The 265-nt window shown below is 67.5% G+C and carries 1 pseudogene; it reads right to left on the bottom strand.

The annotated features are described in order from the left end of the window. Nucleotides 1-265: pseudogene (locus tag EBH09_RS37410) on the bottom strand (trehalose synthase); the annotation flags it as partial.

The raw sequence follows: 265 nt of genomic DNA, 5'->3' as shown, positions 1-265 counted from the left end.
AGCCGGCGGCGGATGCCGATGTTGGCGCGCATCCGCGGGTCCTTGGCGTACTCCGCGTACATGTAGTCGCGTTCCTCGTCGGTGACCATTTCGAGGGTCAGCTCGTCGTGGTTGCGCAGGAAGATGCCCCACTGGCAGCCGGACGGGATGGCCGGGGTCTTGGCGAGGATCTCGGAGACGGGGTAGCGGGACTCGCGGCGTACGGCCATGAAGATCCGGGGCATGACCGGGAAGTGGAACGCCATGTGGCACTCGTCGCCGCCGG

Origin of the sequence: Streptomyces sp. E2N166 (genome assembly GCF_003671715.1) — a bacterium.
Taxonomy (GTDB): domain Bacteria; phylum Actinomycetota; class Actinomycetes; order Streptomycetales; family Streptomycetaceae; genus Streptomyces; species Streptomyces thinghirensis.
The sequence above is the reverse complement of the archived record's forward strand: the minus strand, read 5'-3'. Positions and strand labels throughout refer to the sequence as shown.